Source organism: Shimia litoralis, from assembly GCF_005518135.1.
GTDB lineage: Bacteria > Pseudomonadota > Alphaproteobacteria > Rhodobacterales > Rhodobacteraceae > Shimia_E > Shimia_E litoralis.
This window is the reverse complement of the sequence record NZ_SULI01000001.1, coordinates 30,478-46,767: the sequence shown is the minus strand read 5'-3', so window position 1 is coordinate 46,767 and position 16,290 is coordinate 30,478. Positions and strand designations below refer to the sequence as shown.

Genomic DNA, 16,290 nt, shown 5'->3' with positions numbered 1-16,290 from the left:
AATAAAAGTCCGGGTCATATTTATTATGCGTCATCGACCGAAGCAGATTTTCGTCTGTGCTTTTTGTCGTCCTCTGGAACGCTGGAAGGATCAACATCACGGGTCACTCTATCATTCCCCGAAAGACACACAAACCTTTGACCGCGCATCCGCCCGATCAGCGTCAAACCAACCTGCTGTGCAATCTCGACACCCCACGCCGTAAAGCCGGATCGCGACGCCAAAACAGGTATACCCATCAGGGCCGTTTTGATCACCATCTCAGACGTCAACCGGCCTGTGGTATACAAAATCTTATCTGAGGCCTCTGTCTTTGTGTCGAACAGCCAGCCGGAAATTTTATCAACGGCATTGTGACGCCCCACGTCCTCCATATACACCAACGGTCGATTTCCCTGACACAGCACCGTTCCGTGAATGGCGCCTGTTTCAAGATACAGCGACGGCGTGCGGTTTATCTTATGCGCCAAGGCATACAAATCAGATGTCAGAACAGGCGTATTGGGCAACGTCACCGCCTCGAGCCCCTCCATCATGTCGCCAAATACCGTCCCCACAGCACACCCTGAGGTGCGCGTTTTCTTTTTCAGTTTTTCTTCGTGGCTGGTTTCCTGGGCGGTGCGCACAACAACCGTATCCAGTTCGTCATCAAAATCGATGCGGGTCACAACATCAGTATCCAGCAGCATCCCTTGATTGCGCAAGAACCCAAGCGCCAGATACTTGGGGTAATCCCCAATGGTCATCGCGGTCACAATTTCTTGCGAATTCAAATAGATCGTAAGCGGTCGTTCTTCGATAACTGATAGGCGCACGGTTTGACCGGTATGATCCACACCGTCGACCACGCGGGCCAAATCAGGCTGGGTTGGATTGGGGGCAATCAGGTAATCCGTGAAATCGGTCGAACTGGACAATTGCATCTCCAAAGATTGAACGCTAGGCCAAGGGTATATTCCAGTAATCTACGGACAAGCCATGGCACCCTCCAGCACTAAATCCGCCTATTGGAAGGGCGTTCGCGACGGCACCCCGTTTATTTTGGTCGTAAGCCCGTTTGCATTGCTGTTTGGTGTTGTCGCAACCGAGGCAGGCCTAAATGTGTTTGAAACCATGGCCTTCACCATCGTTGTCATCGCCGGGGCCGCTCAGTTCACCGCCCTACAATTGATGAGTGAAAACGCTCCGACCATTGTCGTGCTGGCGTCCGCCTTGGCTGTAAACCTGCGAATGGCGATGTATTCGGCGTCTCTGACGCCATACATCGGTGCTGCGCCAATGTGGCAACGCGCCATCGCCGCATATTTCACGGTCGACCAAGCTTATGCGTTGTCGATTATCGAATATGAAAACAAACCGACCCTGACCGTGCCCGAACGCATGGCGTATTTCTTTGGTGTGATCACCCCTGTCTGCCCGAACTGGTATTTCTTTACCTTGGTTGGGGCAATGGTGGGACAATCCATCCCCCCCGCATTTGCACTCGACTTTGCAGTTCCAATCACCTTTCTGGCGATGATCGGCCCAATGCTGCGAACACCGGCGCATATGGCCGCTGCAGCGGTGTCGGTCACCTTTGCAATTGGCTTTGCATGGGTGCCCTATAACCTCGGGCTGATGATTGCAGGCATCGGCGGCATGATCACAGGCGCACAAATTGAGCTGTGGACCGAACGGAGAGCGCAGCGATGATTGACCGTGTCGAATTGTGGATTGTGATCATTGGTCTTGGACTTGGCAGCTTTGGTCTGCGGTTTGTCTTTACCGGTATTATTGGCGACAAGAACCTGCCGCCGTGGGTATTGCGCCACCTGCGATACACTGCGGTTGCGGTGTTGCCCGGATTGGTCGCGCCTTTGATCGTGTGGCCTGCGGCGACGGGCGGCCACATGGATCCGGCACGCACAAGTGCCGCCATTGTGACGCTGGTGCTTGGGTATTTCTTTAAGAATGTGCTGTTGGCGATTTTTGGCGGGGCCGCAACGCTTTACCTCGGCCTATACTTGATCGGCTAGCGACCTAGTTGGCCTTCTTTTTCTCAAGGTTTTTTGCACGCTGCTCGGCCACGAGCTCCTCGTTATACTCCGCAAGAACCTTGGATTTATCGTCTGCGTCATATTCGAACAATTCTTGGCGGGTTGGGCCATATTCCGCGAACGCTTCATAGAGTTTGAGCGGATAAAATGTCGTCGAGATATCTTCAAAACCCGGCAAGCTACCTAGCAAATCTGATGTGCTGCGTGCGCAGTGGGCTTGAGGCACTGCCCCGAACCCGACAGCGCGCTGAAGTGCCAGCTCGGCCACTTCGGGGCTAACGTCCAGCTTTTGAATGATCACGTGATACGTTTGGCGCGCATGGAACCGCGTATAGTAGTCCACCATTTTGGGGGTCATGCCATAAATCACGTCGTCACGTGCGACAATGCCTTCGGCCCGAAAGCTCCCGGCTGGATCCCACGCTACGCGCTGGGACGCATTGATCAGCAAAGACGTGTGGGCACCCTGCCCCGTGTCATTGCTGACCATGGTATAAAGTGTCAGGCTGGGCGTACTTTTGCTTGAATACGCCACACGCCGAATGTCTTCATCAGACGCGTAATCCTTGTTCACCGAACACGCTGCCAAGGCAACCGCAACCATCAGGGCCGCACTCAGGCGCACTGCTCGAATCATTGGAATACCCTCTAACTGGGATGTCGGCTTAGCCGTTTACAATCGCCATAAAGATCAGAATGGCGATTGAGCCACCTGCAACCCATGTCGATGCCTTGATAAAGCCAGCAAAGGTTTTTTCCTGAACATCAATGTCCATTGACCCATGTTTATAATCAGCCATGTCGCGTTTCCTTCGAGTATCGTTTTTTCGCTGAATAAAGGATTTGTGCCAGCCTGTCACCACGTCAATCGCGCACAGGATGGCCAAATTTCCCGAATTTTATGTCGAACTGCCCCCAAGATCAGCCGCAAGGCGGAACCCGATCCGGTTTGGAGCCTCTTGTTCAACCTCCTTAGGCAACGCTCGCAGCATAACATTTAGTTGGCTGACGTGCTGAACCAGCTGTGTTTTGGCCCCGCCCGCGTCTGACCCATAAAAGGTCACAATATCTGGATCAAAGAACCCCATCCCTTCGATACGCAAAACCCCGGCATCGCCACCGGTAAAGCCCATCGCAACTTCGTGTTCGTTGTCCAACTGCTCTTCGAAATTCTGAATATAAAGAATCAGTCTTTCATAGGCCCATTCTGCCGGGCTTTTCTGGCCCACCGGCTTTTTTGCCACGGATGCCGGAATATCATTGCAGGGCTCGACATTCGGGTCTGAATGCACCTCGTGGCGTCGTGGCAAGGCAGCAGCTTCTGCGGCCTCTGCTGACGTTTCGATTGTGTCGCCCATCATCGTTGTCATTCTTTGTTCTGCCAAAGCCATGCCCCATCTTTACGTTTGGTCCGTGTTACAGACCCAACATGATACAGATGGTTCAAGTGAGCAATCGCTTCGACCAAAGCAAGCCCATATGCCGACCCTTCAATTTTACGTTTGAACAGCGGCGGAAAACAATCGCCTGCTGTCTGCGGTGTCGCGAGGTGGTCAACAAGCCGATCCAGAGCACCGTGATGGTTGTCAATCAATTGGCGCATACGGGTTTTCAGCCCCGTAAACGGCAGCTTATGCCCGCCAAGCACCAGATGATCGGGTTTTGCGTATTGGGACAATCGCTCGCAAGCCTCAAGCCAGTCCCCAACCGGATCAGCCTCGGGCTCGGTCGCATACACACCAATATTTGAGCTGATCGAGGGCAATATCTGGTCGCCCGAAATCACGAGATTGTCATCCCGAGACCAAAACGTGGCGTGCTCTGGTGCGTGACCGTTACCAATATGTACATCCCAATCGCGACCACCGATTCGTACGACATCGCCCTCTTTGATGCGGCGAAACCCCAGCGGCAGCGGGTCAACCACATCCGAAAAGTTAAAGGGGCGCTCACTGGCACGCTGGTTAAACACATCTTCATCCATACCTGCAGAACGGTAGAAATTCAGCGTTTCTTGTGTCGGGATGGCTTGCTCGTCGAGCTGAAGCATCCGCCCAAACAGCCAAGCCGTGCGGGTGGTCCAGAGCTCGGCGCCATGCTCGGATTGAAACCACCCTGCCAGTCCGATGTGATCGGGGTGATGGTGCGTGACGATCACACGACTGACGGGTTTTCCGGCCAGCGGCCCAGCAAGCAACGTCGCCCAAACAGCCTTGCTTCGTTTGGACGAGAACCCGGTATCAATGATGGTCCAGCTGTCACCTTCGTCCAATGCGTACACATTCACATGGTCCAACATCATGGGCAAAGGCAGACGCATCCAAAGCACGCCTTTCGCGACCTCAATGGCTTCACCTTCGGCTGGCGGCGTCTCCCAAGGATAGCGAATGCCTTCTGGAACGGGGCTGCTCATACACTCAAATCCTCTTCGCTCAGGGCATAAAGGTCCGCCGCTCCGCGCACCGCATGCGCCAATAGCCCGACATGCTCAGGCAGCATTCTGGTGATATAGAACCGCGCCAGCTTGGTCCGCGGGCCATACATGCCTTCTCCCATGGCGGCGCGCAGGTGGAAATGCGCGCCAAGGACTCGGGCAAACCCTTTCAAGAAAGGCACGGCCCCAGCAAAACGTTCGTTCAAATCCTTTTGGGCAACCAGCCACTCGGTGGTCTCACGCAAGGTTTCTGTGGCTTCCCACACGGGTTCGGCAAGTTCTGGCATCGTGGATCGCGCGATTTCTGCGTTTTCTTCAATTTCATCCAAAAGCCGATATGCAGCTTCACCGCCATCCATCAATTTTCGGGCCACTAAATCCATGGCCTGAATGCCATTTGTACCTTCATAGATCGCGGTCACACGCACATCGCGGGAATACTGCGCAGCGCCGGTTTCTTCGATGAAACCCATACCCCCATGGACTTGCACACCCATTTCGCTCACGGCGATGCCGGTATCCGTTCCAAACGCCTTGGCGATTGGCGTCAGATAGGCCGCACGCGCCTTGGCTTCGGTATCATCTGTCGCAGTGCTCATATCGATTGCAACTGCACAAGACAGGGCAATCGCGCGCGCAGCAAAAATTTCGGCCTTCATTGTGGCCAACATCCGACGCACATCTGCATGGTCGACAATAGAACCGGTGCCATCGCCCACGGGCGTACGCCCCTGTTTGCGATCTTGGGCATAGGCCAGCGCATACTGATACGCGCCTTCTGCAGCGCCAATGCCCTGACATCCGACCCCAAGACGCGCATTGTTCATCATGGTGAACATGGCCCGCATCCCGTCATGAGGTTCTCCGATAAGCCATCCTTTGGCGCCGTCAAATTCCATCACAGCGGTCGGGCTGCCATGCAGGCCCATTTTGTGCTCAAGGCTCACCACCCGAAGGCTGTTCGCCACGCCGGGGTTGCCTGCGTCATCCGGGATATGACGCGGCACGATAAACAGACTGATGCCTTTGGTGCCAGGTTTACCATCTGGCAAACGTGCCAGAACCAAATGGCACACGTTGTCGGTAAAGTCGTTGTCCCCCCAGCTGATGAAAATCTTCTGGCCGGTGACTGCATATGACCCGTCATCATTGGCTTCAGCCTTGGATCTCAAGGCCCCCACATCTGATCCTGCAGCAGGCTCTGTCAGGTTCATCGTGCCCGACCATTCGCCGGAAATCAGCTTGGGAAGGTACACCGATTTGATGTCGTCCGAGGCATGGTGCTCAAGCGCTTCGATCTGGCCTTGCGTCATCAGCGGATTCAGCTGCAGCGACAGGCAAGCCGCGCTCATCATTTCGTTGACCGCCGTTGTAATGGTATGCGGCAGCCCCATACCCCCAAATTCGGGGTCCGCACCGACACCGATCCAGCCCCCTTCGGCGATTTTTTGGTAGGCGTCGGCAAATCCAGGCGATGTGCGCACCACCCCATTTTCCAAGACGGCCGGATGCAAATCGCCATTCCGTTGCACAGGTGCCATGATGTCTTCGCACATCCGGCCGGCCTCGGTCAGGATCGCGTCTGTGACGTCGTTGTCAGCCTCGGCAAATCTTTCGGTTCGCGTGACTTGGGCAAGGTCGACCACGTGTTCAAACAAAAACTGATAGTCGGAAACGGGCGCACGAAATGGCATGTCACTCTCCTGATGTTGCGGCTTGGCATTAAGTTCACGTGCTTGTATGCAGCTTTATAGGCCAGCGTAAGTGTACGTTTGGTCCCATGCAAAGAAGAACGCAGCGTCACCAGAAGATCACCGTGGAAACCGCCAGACTCAAATCAGATCAAACCGGTTACGACCGTGCCAGCACGATACTGGCAGACGGCGGGCTGGTCGCGTTCCCGACAGAAACCGTATACGGCTTGGGCGCCGATGCGCGCAACGACGTGGCCGTGGCACGCATTTTCGAGGCCAAAGGCCGGCCACGATTTAACCCGCTCATAGTGCATGTGGCCTCGATTGCACAGGCCAAGACCTATGTCGACTGGTCAGAAGAAGCAGATCGCCTTGCGGCGGCATTCTGGCCGGGGCCTTTGACCTTGGTATTGCCGATCAAACCCAATAGCGGTCTCTCGCCGTTGGTGACCGCAGATTTGCCATCTTTGGCCATTCGCATGCCGGCGCATCCTGTGGCACGCGCCCTGTTGTCAACATTCGGCGGTCCCGTGGCCGCCCCGTCGGCCAATCCATCCGGAAAAATCAGCCCCACAACCGCTGCACATGTGGCCCAAGGGCTTGACGGGCGGATCGAGGCCATCGTCGATGGTGGCAGCTGTGATGTGGGGGTGGAATCCACAATTGTCGGCCTGTTGGGAGAACCTATGTTGCTACGCCCGGGTGGTCTGCCAAATGAAATCATCGAGGCTGCTCTTGGGGGTGCTGTGCCCCACCATCAGGATGCGGACCCCTTGATTGCCCCCGGTCAAATGACGTCGCACTATGCCCCAAGTGCGCAAATACGCCTGAATGCGACGGACCTGCACTCTGGCGAGATCCTGTTGGGCTTTGGAAACGTCGATGCCACGTTGAACCTGTCAGCGGCTGGCGATCTTGTCGAAGCCGCGTCCAATTTGTTTCAGATGCTGCATTTGATGGACAAAATGGACACAAAATCAATCGCTATCAGCCCGATACCAGATCATGGGCTTGGGCGCGCCATCAACGACCGCTTGCGCAGAGCAGCCGCCCCGCGCCCCTAACCTGCTGAGATCATGCGCGGCCTGCCGTTGCCGACAATGTCAGAGGGTCCACGCCAATCGTTTTGAGCGCGGCTTGCCATTTCTCATCATCGGACGCCGCGAAAACCAACTGTGGTCTAGCTTCGCAGATCAACCACCCGTTTTGGGCGATCTCGTTTTCAAGTTGTCCCGGCCCCCAGCCGCTATACCCCAATGCCACGATCGCGGCCTGAGGTCCGGTCCCCGCGGCAATGTCTTCCAGAATATCAAGTGTCGCAGTCATCGAAAATGACGCATTCACCTTCATCGACGACAAATCAGAGCAATACTCTGGGGTGTGCAACACAAATCCACGGCCATGTTCAACTGGCCCCCCAAAGTAGAGCGACGTGTCATCCAATGACGCAGAGACCTTAATGGACAGCTGCGCCATCAGGTCTTTGATCGGAACCTCTTGGATCGGTTTATTCACAATCAACCCCATCGCCCCATCTTCGGAATATGCACACATAAAGATAACAGCATTTGCAAACCTAGGGTCTGCCATCCCCGGCATCGCAATCAGCATTTTGCCCGTCAGTTCAAGCGGTGCGTCCATGTCGTGGCTCAAGAGAGACTCCTTGGCTAGCTGAATTGGGTCGTTCCCCCAAAGATGTGCCCGACAGCCACATCGCGCAAGCCCTGATCGCAGTCAAATCATGCAGTGTGTTACAAGAGGTCACAGTTTTCTCGCCTGAAAGTGAATTGGCAAGTCCGCGCAAATGCCCCAAACATGGCCCATGATGACACGTATTCTGATCCTTCTGGCGTTCTGCGCAACCTTTGTCGCTGGGCAAAACGCACCTGCAAGCGCGCAATCTTATGATTTGGTTGTGCAAGCGGATGTGCTGGAGGGGTGGCGTGCCGAAAATGGACAGCACACAGCCGCGATCCGCATTTCTCTAAATCCAGGATGGAAAACATATTGGCGCGCTCCCGGCGACGCTGGCATTCCCCCGACTTTCGTTTGGCGCGGATCTAAAAATATCCGCGACATCCAGATCGCTTGGCCCACACCCGATGTCATGGATCAAAACGGCATGCGCTCAATCGGGTATCACGACGAAGTCATCCTCCCGGTCACCATTACCCCGAACGACCCCAGCAAACCTATCAGGCTTAAGTCGCGTATGGATATCGGAGTTTGCCGCGACATCTGTGTGCCGCAGCGGCTGACAGTGACGGGAGATCTAGGGGCTGAACAGACCAAACGTGACGGGCGCATCGCTGCGGCGCTGGCCGACCGTCCGTATTCCGAGAAAGAGGCCAAGGTCAAACAGGTGACTTGCCGCATTTCGCCAGCCAAAGACGGGCTGGATGTCTTGGTCAAAGTCAAAATGCCCAGCGCGGGTGGCGAAGAGGTTGCTGTTATTGAAACCAACGACCCGCGCGTCTGGGTCGCCGAAGCCGCGACGTCTCGCAACGGCGGCACCCTGACCGCTCGGACGCAAATGGTGCATGTGGATGGCAAGGGGTTCATGCTGGATCGCTCGGCGATGCGTATCACGGTCTTGGGGACCTCACACGCTGTCGACATTCACGGATGCGAAGCCGGTTAACTACTTGTTGTTTGGCCTAATTTTCGGCGCGACGTGCCCACATAATTCGTACCGCACCAAAGATATATGCCACCACGCTGATACATATCCCGCCGAGAGCAAATACAATCAGCACCATGAACAGACCCGCACCGTCCAAGACAGGTAATACGGGCACAAGGATTGGATGCGCCGCGCCCGTCACAACCGCCCACCCCAGCGTCAGCCCCAACCAAACCGCCAAAAGACCTGAACTTGCCCAGACAAGCCCACGCACGGCACGAATGCGCAGCGCGTTTTTCAGCGCAGTGATCTGGCGCGCCACGTCGGATTGAACCGCAATCAGAGTGGGCACCACAAGCAAGACAAGCACCAAGCCAAAACCAAGACCATAGACCAAGGTTATGACTGTCGGCTTTAAAAACTGAGCTTGCCGCGAGGGTTCGTTCAATAATGGCGCAAGACCCAGCACAGTTGTTGCCGTCGTCAAAAAGACGGGCCGTAAACGATCTGCGGCACCATCGATGATGGATGGAATCAGCCCGCGATCTGCCGCGTACTCGTCAATCGTCGACACCAACACAATGGAATCATTGATAATAATTCCCGTCAGGCCAAGCAACCCAACAACTGTAAACATGGACAGGGGCACACCATAGGCATTGTGGCCGTAAATTGTTCCGACCAACCCAAAAGGGATAATCGCCATCACAACCAATGGCCGGGTCCAGCTTGAGAACACCCATGCCAACACCAGATAGATGCCCGTCAGGGTCAAGATCATGCCGATACGGGCATCTGCCAGAAACTCATCTGAATCCTCTGACAACCCGGCCATCTCCCATTCAACCTGCTTTTCGCTCGCAATATCGGGCAAAATTTCACGTTCTAACGCATTCGAAATTTCTTCGGCACGCGCGGGATCGTCTTCGTTGATGTCCCCCGTGACGTTGATCAATCGCAGGCCGTTTTCGCGGCGTACCGTGGAAAATCCTGTGCGACGTTTGACACTGACAATATCCGCAAGCGTCACATAGGCACCGTCAGGCGTGCGCATCCGGCTCGCCTCAAGAAAGTCAGCATTTAGCTCACCTACAGGCAATTGCACCCGTATCGAGGCACTGCGCGGCCCATCCGGAAATGTTGCTGCTTCTAGCCCATTCAGCCGATGGCGCAACACGCGCCCCAACTCGTCAATGGAGAACCCAAGTGCACGCCCTTGCGGGGTTAACTCAAGAATGAGTTCTTCTTTGTCATAAGACAAACTGTCTTCGACGGCAGAGACTTCTGGATAGACCATCAGAGCCGTCTTAAGCGCTTCTGCAGCCAGCTTGAGCGTTTCCGCTTCTGCCCCATAAAAACGCACATCCAAGGCATCGCCACCCGGGCCTGATCGCCCTCCGCGAAAACTGACCGTTTCAGTCAACGGGTGCTGGCGCACCGCATCTTGCAAGTCTGCGACAAAGGCAAATGTCGAGTAGGGCCGTAAATCAGCATCAATCAACTCGATGGAAATCCCGCCAAGCTGATCTGGATCTTTGGTGTCCCCACCTATCATCCCATAGCCTGCGTTGCCGCCGATTTGGGCGATCACATACTCAAGCGGGTGCGTGCCGTGTTTTTGCGTGTACTCGGCGGCCACTTCTTCGGTGGCCCGCTGAACTTCGCGCATCATTGCCAAGGTGTCTGCACGCGAAGCGCTCGGCAGCATCGCAAAATTACCCGTGATCGAAGATCGCTCTGGCCCATTGAAAAACCGCCACTTGATATCCCCACTCACGAATAACGCCGCTTGGCTCGCAAAGGTCAGTAGTGCAAGCGCCAAGACGGGATAGCGTGCCCAAATGATCAGGCGCATAAACGGGCGAAAGGCCTGATCGCGAAACCTGCGAAACCCGCGATTGACGATGCGACTGGGCCAATCATACCAGTGGTCCTTGGCGGAATGTGCCAAGGCATGCGCCATATGGTTGGGCAGGATCAAGAAGCATTCGACCAAGGATGCCAACAGCACCATGATAACTGTAAACGGAATATCCGAAATCAAATCACCGAACCGGCCGCTAATTGCAGTCAGGCCGAAAAAGGCGATCACTGTGGTCAACGTCGCAGAAAACACCGGCATCGCCATGCGACGCGCCGCATTCTCGGCCGCCACCAGTGGGGCTTCGCCCAAGCGCCTTACCCGAAAATCAGCATGTTCCCCCACCACGATGGCATCATCCACGACAATGCCCAGCGTAATGATCAACGCAAACAATGAAATCATATTGATCGTGATTCCAAAGGCGAACATCAGCGCAATTGTGGCCAACATCGCCACGGGAATACCGGCAGCCACCCACAAGGCCGTACGCGCATTCAAAAACAGGAACAACAACGTCACAACAAGGAACAATCCCACAAGCCCGTTATCCAACAGCAAATTCAATCGGCTTGTGATGGCAGCGGCCCGCGTGCGGATCAATTCAACGGTAATACCTTGCGGCAAGGTTGGCTGTATTTGGGCGACAACATCTTCTACTTGATGCTGAATTTCGATGGCATCCCCTTTTTCGGTGCGATCAACACGGATCGACATTGCCGGATTTTGCCCCACAAAATACGACCAATTGCGATCTACGCCATCAATCCGGATATCCGCCACATCCCCAACAGTTAGCTTTGAGCCATCCGCGTTTGAACGCAACACCACGCCCGCAATTTGGTCCGGCGCCCGTTTTTCAACCCCCGTGCGCACCCTTGTGTTGGCACCGTCGACGTCCCCGGCGGGGTCTGCGTCCACCTCTTGGGCAATGGCTTCAGCAATTTGTGCGATACTGATGTCGTGCGTCATCAGATCAACAACAGAAACCTCGACAACCGTTTCCGGCGCAGCAAGACCTCTGATTGTCGTCCGCGTGACGCCCTCGGCAAACAGGCGCACGATCAACTCGTCAGCATAACGGCCAAGCTGAGCACTTTCGACAGGACCTGTGATAATGATGTCCGTCACCCGGTCCCGCCAGACGCCGCGGCGCACGGTAGGGTCTTCGGCATCGTCAGGCAGCGACGTAATCGTATCCACAGCGCTCTGCACGTCATCTGCTGCACGCGCCATATCCCACCCCGGATCAAAGTCCATCGTGATACTGGCGCGCCCTTCTGTGGACCGGGATTCCGTGCTTTCGACACCTTCCACCACCAAAAGAACCGGTTCCAACACCTGAACAATGGCCGCATCCACATCGGCAGCGCCCGCGCCTTCCCACACGACCGAAACCGTGACGTTATCAACAACTACATCTGGAAAAAATTGCGCCCGCATGCGTGGACCAGCGATAAGTCCGGCCACGACAAGGATCACTAGCAGCAGGTTGGCGGCTGTGGCATGGCGCGTGAAATACGACAGAACGCCCCCGGCCTTTTGCGACACATCCCGCATCACGGCCTAGCCCCCCATCCGGCTTTGCAAACGATCCACAAGTTTCGCCGGTACCTGTTCTTGGCCCAGTTTCTCCAAGATGTTCTGCTTGATCTCTTCTGGCAGGCCCGACCTGCTATTCACAAAGGCAATCAGTTCTGCCCGCCGCTCAGCGCTCAGCGCCACCAGATCGTTTTCAGGCAGCACCGTTTCTCCTGAGGCCTCTAGGGGCTTGACTTGAATCCCAGCCCCCAAGAGCGGGGTACGGCGGGTCACCACCTTGCGCCCGACGAGCCCAGCACCCCGCACCAGAACCATATCATCTTGACGCCTCAGCAAATCGACCGTCAGGCTTTCCAGCCGATCATCCTCGGTCACCAGTAAAACACGGTTCGTGGCATCCAGTGCCGACGCGGGTAAGCGTACGACGTTCTCAAGCGATTTTTCCTGAACACGCACCGTCACAAAATCACCGGGTTTAAGACCTCGGGTCTGGTCCAAGCGTGCGAAGATGCGGCGCCCTGTCTGACCTTCGCCCACCGCGGCGCCGTCGCGGGTAATCACGCCGGTTGAACTCAGATCTAACCCAAGCACCTCAAGTGTGGCACGCACCTCTGACGACATCAAACCGCCCTGTTCATCTAGCAACCGCGCATACTGCGACGTGGACACCCGAAACACCACTTCCAGAGCATCGCCGTCAATCAAGGTCGCCAAGCGTTCATTGAGCGACACCAACCCGCCTTGGACCACCGCGACATCTGACAAAGTGCCCGAAAAGGTCGCATGCAATGTCGTATCTGCGAGATTTCGTTTCGCCTCGTCCTGTGCGATCCGCGCACGTTCAATGCGCGTTGCAGCTTGTTCAATGCGCGCTTGTGCCTGCGTCAAGGATTGACGGCGCGAGAGCTCCGCCTGCTGGGCCGCTGCCACGGCCAATTCTGCGACTTCGACAGCCGCAGTGGTGCCAACCTCGCGTTTCTGAAGATCAAGCTGTCGGGCAAGGGCCTTTTGACGCAAGGCCACCTGATCGCTCGCGGCTTTGAGTTCGTCATGCGCCAATTCCAGCGTCCGGGTGGCATCCCGAGATTCAGCCTGCGCATCCTGAATGTCATTTGACACCCGTTCCAAAGCATATTCGGCGCGTGCGGGGTCGACTTGCAACAGGACTTGCCCAGCGGTGACATTGCCCCCATCAAGAAAGTTTTCCGCCAAATGCACGACGCTGCCGCTCGCTTTGGCACGCACCTCGAGACTTCTGCGGCTTTGGATTTGACCAAAAGCAATCAGCTCGGGCGCAATCGTTTCCGACACAGCCTGTATCACGTTCACTGCAAACACCCGTTCACGGCTTGTCGGACGACCATTTTCATTGGCCAAACGCTGTTCAATCGCACCGCGGATCATATTGGCTGCAAACAGCAGCAGGCCAACGGTGATTGCCGTCAAAAACAGCCCGGTCAGGCTTTGTCGCAAAAATCGCATTCTTAAACGGCCTCCTGCTCGCGTGCCCCAAAACAGATAGAGAGGGGCACTGCTTGCTTAGAATATATACGTCCCAACGTAGGAATAGATCACTTCCGTCGCAAATGTTCGTCAAGTCTGGGAAAGATTTCGACAAAGTTGCAAGGCTGATGTCGATAATCCAATTGGTATTGCAAAATATCGTCCCATGCGTCTTTGCACGCGCCGGTACTTCCCGGCAGCGCAAAAAGATACGTGCCTTGTGCCACGCCACCTGTCGCGCGGCTTTGCACGGCGGATGTCCCGATTTTCTGAAACGAGATCATCGTAAAGACCGTCGCAAAGGCCTCGATTTCCTTTTCATAAACATCGCGGTGGGCCTCGACGGTCACATCCCGCCCAGTCAAGCCGGTTCCACCGGTGGAAATAATCACATCAATGTCGGGGTTTGCACACCATGCGCGCAATTGATCCGCGATTTCCGTGCGTTCGTCGCGCAAGATCATCCGATCGGCCAGCACATGCCCCCCATCTTGAATGCGCGCCACCAAGGTATCGCCGGATTTATCCTGATCCAGCCCCCGCGTATCTGACACCGTCAACACAGCGATGCGCACTGGGATAAAGTCTTTGCTCTCGTCGATACGGGCCATTTAAATCTCTCTCAATTTCGCTTGAAGGCTCAACAAATCGGCCCAAGCATCGCGCTTGGCGTGGGATTGCCGCAGCAAATAGGCAGGATGACACATCGGCAAGACCGGCTTGCCAAAGGCTTGGTCCCACTGCCCCCGCAAACGGGTAATAGACCGTTTGCCCAGAACCGCCTCGCAGGCGATATTTCCCATCACGACAATAACCTCGGGGGCGACGATCTCCACATGCCGCTGCAGAAACGGCACCATCATCGCAATCTCATGCGCCTTTGGATCGCGATTTTGCGGCGGCCGCCACGGCAACACATTGGTGATATAGATAGATTTGGCTGACAAAGACGCAGCGCGCCCCATATCAATGCCGGCAAACATCCGATCCAAAAGATGGCCCGCACGCCCCACAAACGGCTTGCCTGCGCGATCTTCGTCCCGACCTGGGGCTTCTCCGATGATCATGACGCGCGCTGCTGGGTTTCCGTCGGAAAACACAAGGCTACGCGCCCCACGTTTCAGATCGCACATTTCAAAGGATTGCATAGCCTGTTGCAAGCTGTCCAAATCGTTGGCACGTGCTGCTAAATCCCGTGCGGCCTGAACTGGGTCAACCTTGGGGGGAGGCGGCGCAACAGCTTCAGCCGCCACAGCCGGTTTAGCACGTGCTGGTTTGTCAGGCACATCATAGCGGTTCACGGGGGCATCAAGCATCGCCTCGGTCGCACCAAGTTCTATCTGCCACTCCAGCAGAGCCCGTGCCGTATGATAATCCAGTGCCGATTCCATGCTCGCAGCCTATCCTGTCTGAATAGAAGGGAAAACCGCCAATGCCACCGACCACCCTGTTTGACCAATACCACCCGAACCCAACCTGCGGCGAATTCTCCGCCCACCTTTTTCCCAAGGTCCAACACCCCGCAGAGCTTGCCGACCACGGGTCCCCTTTCTATAAGCAAGACGACCACGACAGGAGAGCGCACCATGGGGTTTAGTCACAAGCACCTTTTGGGCATCGAGAGCCTAAGACCAGACGAGATCACCACATTGCTGGATCTGGCGGATCAATATGTCGATCTGAACCGCCGCGATGTCAAACATTCGGATGCCTTGGCGGGCCTGACACAGATCAATATGTTTTTCGAAAACTCGACCCGCACACAGGCCAGCTTCGAGTTGGCAGGAAAACGCCTTGGTGCGGATGTGATGAATATGGCCATGCAAGCCAGTTCCATCAAAAAGGGCGAAACCCTGATTGACACCGCCATGACATTGAATGCGATGCATCCGGATTTGCTTGTTGTGCGCCACCCACATTCCGGGGCGGTGGACCTGTTGGCACAAAAGGTCAACTGCGCAGTCCTGAATGCGGGGGACGGGCGTCACGAACACCCGACACAGGCGCTGCTTGATGCGCTCACAATTCGCCGCGCCAAGGGTCGCCTGCATCGCCTGAACATCGCCATCTGTGGGGATATCGCCCACAGCCGCGTCGCACGGTCCAATATCATCCTGCTTGGGAAAATGGAAAATCGCATTCGTTTGATTGGTCCCCCGACCCTGATGCCGTCTGAAATCAGCGCCTTTGGCGTCGAAGTGTACGAAGACATGGAACAGGGCCTTAAAGACGTGGATGTGGTCATGATGCTGAGATTGCAAAAAGAACGCATGGACGGCGGATTTATCCCATCCGAGCGCGAATATTACCATCGGTATGGGCTGGATGCGGATAAATTGGCACACGCCAAAGATGACGCCATCGTCATGCACCCCGGCCCGATGAATCGCGGCGTCGAAATCGACGGCGAAATCGCCGATGACATCAACCGATCGGTGATTCAGGAACAGGTCGAAATGGGTGTGGCCGTGCGTATGGCTGCCATGGATTTGCTGGCACAGAATTTGCGCGCCAACCCCACAGTAGAGGTCTAAGGCAATGGAAGATCCAAAAGATCCGCGCAAAAGCGGCATGGTCGCGATGGTGGCATTGATTGT

The 16,290-nt window shown here is 55.6% G+C and carries 16 protein-coding genes; 5 read left to right on the top strand and 11 right to left on the bottom strand.

What is annotated here, in order from left to right; translation table 11 throughout:
* Positions 1–23: 23 nt before the first annotated feature.
* Complete coding sequence (locus FAP39_RS00235; protein ID WP_138014355.1) at positions 24–923, bottom strand: formate dehydrogenase accessory sulfurtransferase FdhD; 900 nt, start codon at positions 921–923, stop codon at positions 24–26.
* 55 nt (positions 924–978) lie between these two features.
* On the opposite strand from FAP39_RS00235, the gene FAP39_RS00230 reads away from it, so the two are divergent.
* Both FAP39_RS00230 and FAP39_RS00225 read left to right on the top strand, forming a co-directional pair.
* Complete coding sequence (locus tag FAP39_RS00230; protein WP_138014354.1) at positions 979–1,692, top strand: AzlC family ABC transporter permease; 714 nt, start codon at positions 979–981, stop codon at positions 1,690–1,692.
* On the top strand, positions 1,689–2,015 hold the full coding sequence (locus FAP39_RS00225) for an AzlD domain-containing protein (RefSeq protein WP_138014353.1): 327 nt from the start codon (positions 1,689–1,691) through the stop codon (positions 2,013–2,015). Before FAP39_RS00230 ends, FAP39_RS00225 begins: the two co-directional genes overlap by 4 nt.
* Before the next feature lie 4 nt (positions 2,016–2,019).
* Here FAP39_RS00225 and FAP39_RS00220 read toward each other — a convergent pair whose 3' ends face one another.
* The 5 genes from FAP39_RS00220 to FAP39_RS00200 form a co-directional block, all read right to left on the bottom strand.
* Positions 2,020–2,673, bottom strand: coding sequence for a hypothetical protein (locus FAP39_RS00220; protein WP_138014352.1), 654 nt, complete (start codon positions 2,671–2,673; stop codon positions 2,020–2,022).
* A gap of 28 nt (positions 2,674–2,701) precedes the next feature.
* The gene (locus tag FAP39_RS00215) at positions 2,702–2,836 is read right to left on the bottom strand and encodes an aa3-type cytochrome c oxidase subunit IV (RefSeq protein WP_138014351.1); all 135 of its coding nucleotides are present in this window, start codon (positions 2,834–2,836) and stop codon (positions 2,702–2,704) included.
* 99 nt (positions 2,837–2,935) lie between these two features.
* A complete protein-coding gene (locus FAP39_RS00210; protein WP_138014670.1) occupies positions 2,936–3,394 on the bottom strand; it encodes a DUF6173 family protein in 459 nt (152 codons plus the stop codon).
* 8 nt (positions 3,395–3,402) lie between these two features.
* A complete protein-coding gene (locus FAP39_RS00205; RefSeq protein WP_138014350.1) occupies positions 3,403–4,449 on the bottom strand; it encodes an MBL fold metallo-hydrolase in 1,047 nt (348 codons plus the stop codon).
* On the bottom strand, positions 4,446–6,164 hold the full coding sequence (locus FAP39_RS00200) for an acyl-CoA dehydrogenase (RefSeq protein ID WP_138014349.1): 1,719 nt from the start codon (positions 6,162–6,164) through the stop codon (positions 4,446–4,448). Before FAP39_RS00200 ends, FAP39_RS00205 begins: the two co-directional genes overlap by 4 nt.
* 86 nt (positions 6,165–6,250) lie before the next feature.
* Between FAP39_RS00200 and FAP39_RS00195 the strand changes: the two genes are divergently transcribed.
* Positions 6,251–7,228, top strand: coding sequence for an L-threonylcarbamoyladenylate synthase (locus FAP39_RS00195; RefSeq protein ID WP_138014348.1), 978 nt, complete (start codon positions 6,251–6,253; stop codon positions 7,226–7,228).
* Between the two features lie 10 nt (positions 7,229–7,238).
* On the opposite strand, the gene FAP39_RS00190 is transcribed toward FAP39_RS00195, so the two are convergent.
* Positions 7,239–7,805: a YqgE/AlgH family protein gene (locus FAP39_RS00190; RefSeq protein WP_138014669.1), complete on the bottom strand. Its 567-nt coding sequence runs from the start codon at positions 7,803–7,805 to the stop codon at positions 7,239–7,241.
* Between the two features lie 163 nt (positions 7,806–7,968).
* On the opposite strand from FAP39_RS00190, the gene FAP39_RS00185 reads away from it, so the two are divergent.
* The gene (locus tag FAP39_RS00185) at positions 7,969–8,805 is read left to right on the top strand and encodes a protein-disulfide reductase DsbD domain-containing protein (protein WP_246058887.1); all 837 of its coding nucleotides are present in this window, start codon (positions 7,969–7,971) and stop codon (positions 8,803–8,805) included.
* Between the two features lie 16 nt (positions 8,806–8,821).
* Here the strand turns inward: FAP39_RS00185 and FAP39_RS00180 are convergent, their stop codons facing one another.
* From FAP39_RS00180 to FAP39_RS00165, 4 genes are all read right to left on the bottom strand, one after another.
* Positions 8,822–12,208 (bottom strand): efflux RND transporter permease subunit, encoded by a 3,387-nt coding sequence (locus tag FAP39_RS00180; RefSeq protein ID WP_425471385.1) that lies wholly within the window; start codon positions 12,206–12,208, stop codon positions 8,822–8,824.
* 6 nt (positions 12,209–12,214) lie between these two features.
* A complete protein-coding gene (locus FAP39_RS00175; protein ID WP_138014346.1) occupies positions 12,215–13,672 on the bottom strand; it encodes an efflux RND transporter periplasmic adaptor subunit in 1,458 nt (485 codons plus the stop codon).
* 89 nt (positions 13,673–13,761) lie between these two features.
* Complete coding sequence (moaB, locus tag FAP39_RS00170; RefSeq protein ID WP_138014345.1) at positions 13,762–14,304, bottom strand: molybdenum cofactor biosynthesis protein B; 543 nt, start codon at positions 14,302–14,304, stop codon at positions 13,762–13,764.
* Positions 14,305–15,084, bottom strand: a complete 780-nt coding sequence (locus FAP39_RS00165; RefSeq protein ID WP_138014344.1) for a uracil-DNA glycosylase — start codon at positions 15,082–15,084, stop codon at positions 14,305–14,307.
* A gap of 195 nt (positions 15,085–15,279) precedes the next feature.
* Here FAP39_RS00165 and FAP39_RS00160 point away from each other — a divergent pair, with 195 nt between their 5' ends.
* A complete protein-coding gene (locus FAP39_RS00160) occupies positions 15,280–16,227 on the top strand; it encodes an aspartate carbamoyltransferase catalytic subunit (protein ID WP_138014343.1) in 948 nt (315 codons plus the stop codon).
* Positions 16,228–16,290: the final 63 nt, after the last annotated feature.

What these genes read in the sequence shown, in the direction of transcription:
- FAP39_RS00180 (WP_425471385.1), bottom strand. Translation starts at nt 12,208, where the DNA reads ATGCGGGATGTGTCGCAAAAGGCCGGGGGCGTTCTGTCGTATTTCACG.
- FAP39_RS00175 (WP_138014346.1), bottom strand. Translation starts at nt 13,672, where the DNA reads ATGCGATTTTTGCGACAAAGCCTGACCGGGCTGTTTTTGACGGCAATC.
- FAP39_RS00220 (WP_138014352.1), bottom strand. Translation starts at nt 2,673, where the DNA reads ATGATTCGAGCAGTGCGCCTGAGTGCGGCCCTGATGGTTGCGGTTGCC.
- FAP39_RS00235 (WP_138014355.1), bottom strand. Translation starts at nt 923, where the DNA reads ATGCAATTGTCCAGTTCGACCGATTTCACGGATTACCTGATTGCCCCC.
- FAP39_RS00200 (WP_138014349.1), bottom strand. Translation starts at nt 6,164, where the DNA reads ATGCCATTTCGTGCGCCCGTTTCCGACTATCAGTTTTTGTTTGAACAC.
- FAP39_RS00215 (WP_138014351.1), bottom strand. Translation starts at nt 2,836, where the DNA reads ATGGCTGATTATAAACATGGGTCAATGGACATTGATGTTCAGGAAAAA.
- FAP39_RS00205 (WP_138014350.1), bottom strand. Translation starts at nt 4,449, where the DNA reads ATGAGCAGCCCCGTTCCAGAAGGCATTCGCTATCCTTGGGAGACGCCG.
- FAP39_RS00165 (WP_138014344.1), bottom strand. Translation starts at nt 15,084, where the DNA reads ATGGAATCGGCACTGGATTATCATACGGCACGGGCTCTGCTGGAGTGG.
- FAP39_RS00185 (WP_246058887.1), top strand. Translation starts at nt 7,969, where the DNA reads ATGCCCCAAACATGGCCCATGATGACACGTATTCTGATCCTTCTGGCG.
- moaB (WP_138014345.1), bottom strand. Translation starts at nt 14,304, where the DNA reads ATGGCCCGTATCGACGAGAGCAAAGACTTTATCCCAGTGCGCATCGCT.
- FAP39_RS00160 (WP_138014343.1), top strand. Translation starts at nt 15,280, where the DNA reads ATGGGGTTTAGTCACAAGCACCTTTTGGGCATCGAGAGCCTAAGACCA.
- FAP39_RS00225 (WP_138014353.1), top strand. Translation starts at nt 1,689, where the DNA reads ATGATTGACCGTGTCGAATTGTGGATTGTGATCATTGGTCTTGGACTT.
- FAP39_RS00195 (WP_138014348.1), top strand. Translation starts at nt 6,251, where the DNA reads ATGCAAAGAAGAACGCAGCGTCACCAGAAGATCACCGTGGAAACCGCC.
- FAP39_RS00210 (WP_138014670.1), bottom strand. Translation starts at nt 3,394, where the DNA reads ATGGGCGACACAATCGAAACGTCAGCAGAGGCCGCAGAAGCTGCTGCC.
- FAP39_RS00190 (WP_138014669.1), bottom strand. Translation starts at nt 7,805, where the DNA reads ATGGACGCACCGCTTGAACTGACGGGCAAAATGCTGATTGCGATGCCG.
- FAP39_RS00230 (WP_138014354.1), top strand. Translation starts at nt 979, where the DNA reads ATGGCACCCTCCAGCACTAAATCCGCCTATTGGAAGGGCGTTCGCGAC.